The 6,078-nt window shown below is 42.4% G+C and carries 3 protein-coding genes and 2 rRNA genes (1 of these 5 cut by a window edge); 1 reads left to right on the forward strand and 4 read right to left on the reverse strand.

Annotated elements, in window-relative coordinates; translation table 11 throughout:
• Together N6H18_RS01635 and N6H18_RS01640 are read right to left on the reverse strand one after the other, a co-directional pair.
• On the reverse strand, positions 1-1,050 hold the full coding sequence (locus tag N6H18_RS01635; protein WP_262310105.1) for a glycosyltransferase family protein: 1,050 nt from the start codon (positions 1,048-1,050) through the stop codon (positions 1-3).
• A gap of 23 nt (positions 1,051-1,073) precedes the next feature.
• Positions 1,074-1,952, reverse strand: coding sequence for a UDP-2,3-diacylglucosamine diphosphatase (locus N6H18_RS01640; RefSeq protein WP_262310106.1), 879 nt, complete (start codon positions 1,950-1,952; stop codon positions 1,074-1,076).
• A 423-nt stretch (positions 1,953-2,375) separates the two neighbouring features.
• Between N6H18_RS01640 and N6H18_RS01645 the strand changes: the two genes are divergently transcribed.
• The gene (locus N6H18_RS01645; protein WP_262310107.1) at positions 2,376-3,668 is read left to right on the forward strand and encodes a cryptochrome/photolyase family protein; all 1,293 of its coding nucleotides are present in this window, start codon (positions 2,376-2,378) and stop codon (positions 3,666-3,668) included.
• A gap of 89 nt (positions 3,669-3,757) precedes the next feature.
• On the opposite strand, the gene rrf is transcribed toward N6H18_RS01645, so the two are convergent.
• Together rrf and N6H18_RS01655 are read right to left on the reverse strand one after the other, a co-directional pair.
• Positions 3,758-3,869 (reverse strand): 5S ribosomal RNA (rrf, locus tag N6H18_RS01650).
• A 181-nt stretch (positions 3,870-4,050) separates the two neighbouring features.
• Positions 4,051-6,078: ribosomal RNA gene (locus N6H18_RS01655) — 23S ribosomal RNA — on the reverse strand; it runs 852 nt beyond the window's last position.

Genomic DNA, 6,078 nt, shown 5'->3' on the forward strand with positions numbered 1-6,078 from the left:
TTAGGATAAAAATTTCAATCTGGGAAAAGAAAAAATAGGCTTCTTAGGTTCTGCTTCAGGAGCAGAAATATGCTCTTGGAGTACCTTATCAATGATAAACTGAGTTTGCTCAGGAAAATAAACAGGTATTTCCTTCCCATGATCTACCCAATTTTGAATCACCTTTTTTGCCTTTTTATTCAATTTTGTCAAAACAGGCACCCCCAATTCTTTGAGACTTTCTGCATTGAAATGCTGTTCATATTGGCGTTTCATAGGTACTACCAGCAATTTTTTGGTGAGGTACATCGCCTCAGCAGGTGTTTCGAACCCCGCTCCGCACAATACGCCAGCACTAGATGCCATACTCTCCACAAATCTCAACCCATCGATGCGTTGTATATGCACATTGTCTTGGGTATAATCTTCTAATGTATGTTTAGAAAACACCTCCCATTGTACATTCTTGATTTTTGAGAGATTCTTGATCAATTTCTTATCTCCATAGGCTGGCAAATAAACTGTGTAGTGTCCAAGGTCCGTGATCTCCTGATTGCGAATGTCATTTCGAATAATAGGCGTAAAAATCTTTTGATCATATCGACGAAAATGGAAACTGTAGTAATCGTCTGCAGGAGCATAATTTTTTAATATTTGAGAACCAAACCAATCGGCATGTGGTGGTTTAGGAACCAATTTGGAACGCAAGGCACTTTGATGACTCAATGCAATACACTTGACTCCTTTCATGCGACAAGCCCATGCTGATACAGGTTCAAAATCGTTGATCACCAAATCGTATTGTTCTACAGGACAGGATTTGATTTCCTTCATCAACTTACGAATACTGGCATTCTTGAAAGTCTTGACAATATCTACGCCACCACCTTTGCCAAAGATGAAGCTCATTCCATCATACCTGTATTTCACTGGAAATGGCAAACTCAAATCAGCCTGAATACCACTGATTAATACGTCGACGTTGACTCGTTTACTCAACGCAGGAATCACATCCAGCGCACGGCTCAAATGTCCATTTCCTGTTCCCTGTATCGCATATAATATCTTCATATATCTAATCTTCCCTTCATCAATTAATTCTTGAGCATTTCTTGGAGCATTTTGCCATAGAGCTCTTTTGGTGACCTGGATGACAAATCCCCTGGCTCATCATCATGATCTGAATCTCCCTTCTTTTTTGATTTTTTCAGTTCTGGAAAATCTTTGTCTTCAAATTGAAACAATGACCATTCGCCTTTGTGATACTCTAGAGAGGTCAAATTTTCTATCCAATCACCAGAATTCAAATACATCACAGGGCCATTTTCTGTATCATACTTTTTCATCTCAGGGTGATGAATATGACCACATATCACATACTCATAACCACTATCTGCAGCAATCTGCGTGGCTGTATCTTCAAATTGATTGATAAATTTGACTGCACTCTTTACACTATTTTTCACCTTCTTAGAAAGAGATATACGACCCTGACCTACAAACTCACTAATAAAATTCACCACTTGGTTGATCATGATTAATGAATCATACCCTATCGCACCTAGCTTAGCAACCCAACGAGTATGTTGCATCGTGACATCAAATACATCCCCGTGAAAGACCCATACCTTTTTCCCCTTAAGTTCCATCACCATTTTGTTTTGAAGCTCAAATGTCCCAACAGAGAAGCCTTCAAACTTCCTGAGGATTTCGTCATGATTCCCAGTGATATAGGTTACTTTGATTCCTTTGGTGATCCATTTAAAAATCTGACTTACAATCTTCATATGACTTTTAGGCCAATATCTTTTGCTAAATTGCCAGATATCAATGATGTCTCCGTTGAGAATCACCTGATTGGGTGAGATACTCTTGAGGTAGGCCAAAAGTTCTTTGGCACGGCAACCGTAGGTTCCCAGATGAATGTCAGAAAGCACCAGAATATCAACCTCCCTCTTATCTCCCTTTTTCATCTAATTGGACTTAAGTGGTGACCTGAGTGGTCCGATAAACTGTGCGACAAGTGAAAACAATACTTGTTGTATAGCTCTCAACAGGTGAATGATTTTTCTCCTTCTAGAAGCTCTGGCTTTTAAGGCACCTGTCTGGTTTGATGGTTGAAGATTCATGCTTGTTTATTTACAAAAATGGCATTCTGATATTATCAAGGCATTTGCTCATAATTATTTTTGTATTAAATGAAAGTACCAATTGACTATGCTTTTTAGACAACGGTTATTACTTTGATAACATAAAGAGTGATTTGGCTTAAAAGACCATGTTTTATCACCCAGTATCCTTCATTACATTTATAAAACCATCGTACCTACCTTACCATTGTCAAACAGATAAATCATTCCAACGTACATAACCCAAGTTAGCTGACTCACCTTACCATGAATCAAACACCTATCAATGTTATATGGCTTAGAAGAGACCTTAGAATAGAGGATAATACTGCCATAGAAACTGCCAGCAGACAAAACCTACCGATACTCCTGCTGTTCATATTCGACGAAAGCATACTCAATGAGCTGCCTAAAGATGATGCTCGGGTCAATTTTATCTACAAACAACTAGAAAAAATAAATCATGGTCTAGCAGCACATAATAGTTCGCTGCTAATCAAAAAAGGTGAGATTCAAACTATATGGAAAGGATTGACCAAGGAGTACAATATTCATACGGTGTTTTGCGCCAAAGACTATGAACCGTATGCCATTCAGCGAGACAAATTGGTATCTCAATTATTATCCCAATCAGGTACGCGTTTTGAACAAGTAAAAGACCAAGTCATCTTCGAAGAAAATGATATTTTAAAGGCTGACGGGACTCCCTATACTGTTTACACTCCATATAAGAACAAATGGCTTGAAAAATTCTATCAACCCCGTCTCATACAGAAATGGAAAGAAAACAATCAAGCGATATACTTTCAAGCAGATTATACATTCCCCAGCCGTACAGAACTAGGTTTCAAACAAAGCAATAGGTCAGTTAAGCCTTTCTCCTTGGATCAATTGAAGAACTATCAAGACAAGAGAGATTACCCCGGATTAGATGCGACGAGTTATCTCAGTCCTTATCTCCGCTTTGGTAGTATTAGTATCAGACAAGTAGTAGATCTTGCCAATCAAGTCAATCAGACATTTCTCAGTGAATTGATATGGAGAGAATTTTTCATGCAAATCCTCTATCACTTTCCTCGTGTAGTATCCGAGAGCTTCAAACCTAAGTATGATAATATCCAATGGATAAACAATGAGGGTCAATTTCAAAATTGGTGCAAAGGACAAACAGGTTATCCCATAGTAGATGCTGGTATGAGGCAACTCAATCAAACTGGCTATATGCACAACCGTGTGAGAATGGTGACTGCAAGCTTCTTATGCAAACATTTGTTGATTGATTGGAGATGGGGAGAAGCTTACTTCGCCTCCAAATTGCTAGATTATGAACTATCCTCCAATAATGGCAACTGGCAATGGGCTGCTGGGTGTGGCTGTGATGCGGCACCCTACTTCCGAGTATTTAATCCAAGCATACAACTCACCAAATTCGACAAAGACCTCGAATATGTTAAAAAATGGATACCAGAACTACTCTCTGGCGATTACCCAACACCAATAGTAGACCATTCTTTTTCCAGACTACGAGCGATAGAGGTCTATAAAGCAGCCCTTCAATAAAGATTTCTTAAGACAGTGGACAATTGACTTCTACTGAGGTATAGACATAAAAAAACCTTGCAGAACTCAATCTACAAGGCTTTGATAAAAGCTGGCAACGACCTACTCTCCCACGTATTACCGGAGTACCATCGGCGCTGAGGGGCTTAACTTCTCTGTTCGGAATGGGAAGAGGTGGACACCCTCGCAATAGTCACCATAATGTCTTTGTAAGATGCTAGATGATTAGATTCTAGATCTTAGACTAATGTCTTATTGCAACATGCAATCTGCTTCGGCCTACTGCCTTAGCTATTAATATCCTAAAAGTCCAAATACTCAGTACTAGGTACTAAATACTAGATTTGACATTGTGTCATGAAAGAAAGAAAACGCGCACCGTTATAAAAAGCTTACAGGTAATTAGTACTACTCAGCTTTGACATTACTGCCTTTACACCTGTAGCCTATCAACGTCATCGTCTATGACGACCTTTAAAAGAAATCTCATCTTGAGGAGGGTTTCGCACTTAGATGCTTTCAGCGCTTATCCTCACCGAACGTAGCTACCCGGCGGTGCAGTTGGCACCACAACCGGTACACCAGAGGTTCGTCCAACTCGGTCCTCTCGTACTAAAGTCAGAGCCTCTCAAATTTCTTACGCCCACAACAGATAGGGACCGAACTGTCTCACGACGTTCTGAACCCAGCTCGCGTGCCACTTTAATGGGCGAACAGCCCAACCCTTGGGACCTTCTCCAGCCCCAGGATGTGACGAGCCGACATCGAGGTGCCAAACCTCCCCGTCGATATGAGCTCTTGGGGGAGATCAGCCTGTTATCCCCAGAGTACCTTTTATCCTTTGAGCGATAGCCCTTCCATGCGGAACTACCGGATCACTATATCCTACTTTCGTACCTGCTCGGCTTGTAGGCCTCACAGTCAAGCACCCTTATGCTATTGCACTCTACGCACGGTTACCAAGCGTGCTGAGGGTACCTTTGAAAGCCTCCGTTACTCTTTTGGAGGCGACCACCCCAGTCAAACTACCCACCACACAATGTCCCCATATAGGGTTAGGCATCAGATAAATAAAGGCTGGTATTTCACCAATGGCTCCACCATGCCTGGCGACACAGCTTCAAAGCCTCCCAGCTATCCTACACATCATTTACCCAATACCAATGTGAAGCTATAGTAAAGGTTCATGGGGTCTTTCCGTCCCGTTGCGGGTACGCGGCATCTTCACCGCGACTACAATTTCACCGAGCTCATGGCTGAGACAGTGCCCAGATCGTTGCACCATTCGTGCAGGTCGGAACTTACCCGACAAGGAATTTCGCTACCTTAGGACCGTTATAGTTACGGCCGCCGTTTACTGGGGCTTCAGTTCAATGCTTCTCTCCGAAGAAATAACATCCCCCCTTAACCTTCCAGCACCGGGCAGGTGTCAGGCCTTATACATCATCTTTCGATTTCGCAAAGCCATGTGTTTTTGTTAAACAGTCGCCTGGGCCTTTTAACTGCGGCCCGCATTGCTGCGGGCGCCCCTTCTCCCGAAGTTACAGGGCGATTTTGCCTAGTTCCTTAGCCATGAATCACTCGAGCACCTCAGGATTCTCTCCTTGACTACCTGTGTCGGTTTGCGGTACGGGTACCATATTCATAAGTTTAGAGGTTTTTCTTGGAAGTCTGATTAGGCGCATTATCCACGCTCCCGAAGGATTGTGGTACTATCAGGTTCATCATAGTCAGCGGATTTTCCTACTGTCTATATAACTACACCCTTCAACGAACTATTCCGTCAGTTCGCAGCGCTTTCACTACTCCGTCACCCCATCACTGAGTATGGTAGTATGGTAATATTAAACCATTGTCCATCGACTACCCCTTTCGGGTTCGCCTTAGGTCCCGACTAACCCACGGATGATTAGCATTGCCGTGGAATCCTTAGTCTATCGGTGTGCGGGTTTCTCACCCGCATTATCGTTACTTATGCCTACATTTGCTTTTCTAAACGCTCCAGCATGGCTTACGCCACACATTCATCGCAGATTAGAATGCTCCCCTACCAGTGTAATAAATTACAATTCTAAGTTTCGGTAATATACTTGATGCCCGATTATTATCGATGCTCTGTCGCTCGACCAGTGAGCTGTTACGCACTCTTTAAATGAATGGCTGCTTCCAAGCCAACATCCTGGCTGTCTCGGCAACTGAACCGCCTTAGTTCAACTTAGTATATATTTTGGGACCTTAACTGTAGATCTGGGTTCTTTCCCTCTCGGATATGGACCTTAGCACCCATACCCTCACTGCAGAGTATATCTAACGGCATTCGGAGTTCATCAGGATTTGGTAGGATTTGACTCCCCCTAGTCCTATTGGTAGCTCTACCTCCGTTAGACTTAACCTCCACGCTGCTCCTAAA

Source organism: Reichenbachiella agarivorans, from assembly GCF_025502585.1.
GTDB lineage: Bacteria > Bacteroidota > Bacteroidia > Cytophagales > Cyclobacteriaceae > Reichenbachiella > Reichenbachiella agarivorans.

Coding starts and splice junctions, on each gene's coding strand:
- N6H18_RS01645 (WP_262310107.1), top strand. CDS start 2,376: ATGAATCAAACACCTATCAATGTTATATGGCTTAGAAGAGACCTTAGA.
- N6H18_RS01640 (WP_262310106.1), bottom strand. CDS start 1,952: ATGAAAAAGGGAGATAAGAGGGAGGTTGATATTCTGGTGCTTTCTGAC.
- N6H18_RS01635 (WP_262310105.1), bottom strand. CDS start 1,050: ATGAAGATATTATATGCGATACAGGGAACAGGAAATGGACATTTGAGC.